2 protein-coding genes are annotated in these 878 nt (G+C 42.7%); both read right to left on the bottom strand.

Annotation, left to right across the window (positions count from 1 at the left end; genetic code table 11):
- Nucleotides 1-120: 120 nt before the first annotated feature.
- Nucleotides 121-363, bottom strand: a complete 243-nt coding sequence (locus EMM73_RS19805; RefSeq protein ID WP_127688482.1) for a hypothetical protein — start codon at nucleotides 361-363, stop codon at nucleotides 121-123.
- 89 nt (nucleotides 364-452) lie between these two features.
- On the bottom strand, nucleotides 453-878 hold a 426-nt coding region (locus EMM73_RS19800; RefSeq protein WP_222422715.1), incomplete at its 5' end, for a ClbS/DfsB family four-helix bundle protein.

The raw sequence follows: 878 nt of genomic DNA, 5'->3' as shown, positions 1-878 counted from the left end.
CGGATCGTGCGAGGTGATAACACTAGATCTACTCCTCTATCTGTTTAACGTCCCGCGCAAGCGCGCGAACTTGTGAGCGTCGCAGGGGCCGGAGGCCCCAAATGGCGCTGATTGTTATGTTTAAAGTACTAACGCAAGTAATATACCAATTGATATACCACTTTGAATTATTGCCCCAATTGGATTCGAAGGATGCTCTTCGCAATTTTTTTCTAATTCATTTTCATCAGCTTTCGTTAAAACTCTCTGCTCTTCGATAGTTTGGCATTCGACATTAACAGGGAGCTCTTCTGATTTAGAAACTTGATTATTAGAAGCACATGAAACACAAAAAAACATCAATAAAACGCAGATATACTTCACGATTTCTCCTTAAACATAACGATGCCCGCAGTGGCGAGCGAAGCGAGTCCAGCAGCCAGAGGCTGCCTACTGCCGGGCCTTGTTATGCCTTACTGCAAACCATTATTTTTATTGAAACGCCTGACTTTGGCGCGCATATTTTTCATTGGCGACGCTGTATTAAACTGGATCATGCGACCAAGCGTCCATTTTTCGTACCAGGCTTTTCCATACAATTGATCGTTACTCAAACTTGAAACTAACGCGATTAGTTCGTTTATCGTTGAGTCCAGTTCATTAAGTAAATCGTTGAATTGCCAGTTACTGTACTTTTCGTGAAAACTGACAGCAAGTAAGCCCAGTTGATTCCATTTATAGCCCCTTTCAGGAAACTCAACTGGTTCACCACTGGATGTCAAAATATGCCACTTTAATACTAATCTCCCCCAACCAACAAGATAAGCAACAGTGTCACAGACGCTGATTTGCGTTCCTTTGATGTTACCTGCGTATTCTGCCCCAAAGTGAACACCTAT

The organism is Rheinheimera sediminis (genome assembly GCF_004005375.1).
Lineage (GTDB): Bacteria > Pseudomonadota > Gammaproteobacteria > Enterobacterales > Alteromonadaceae > Pararheinheimera.
This window is presented reverse-complemented; position numbering and strand designations above follow the sequence as displayed.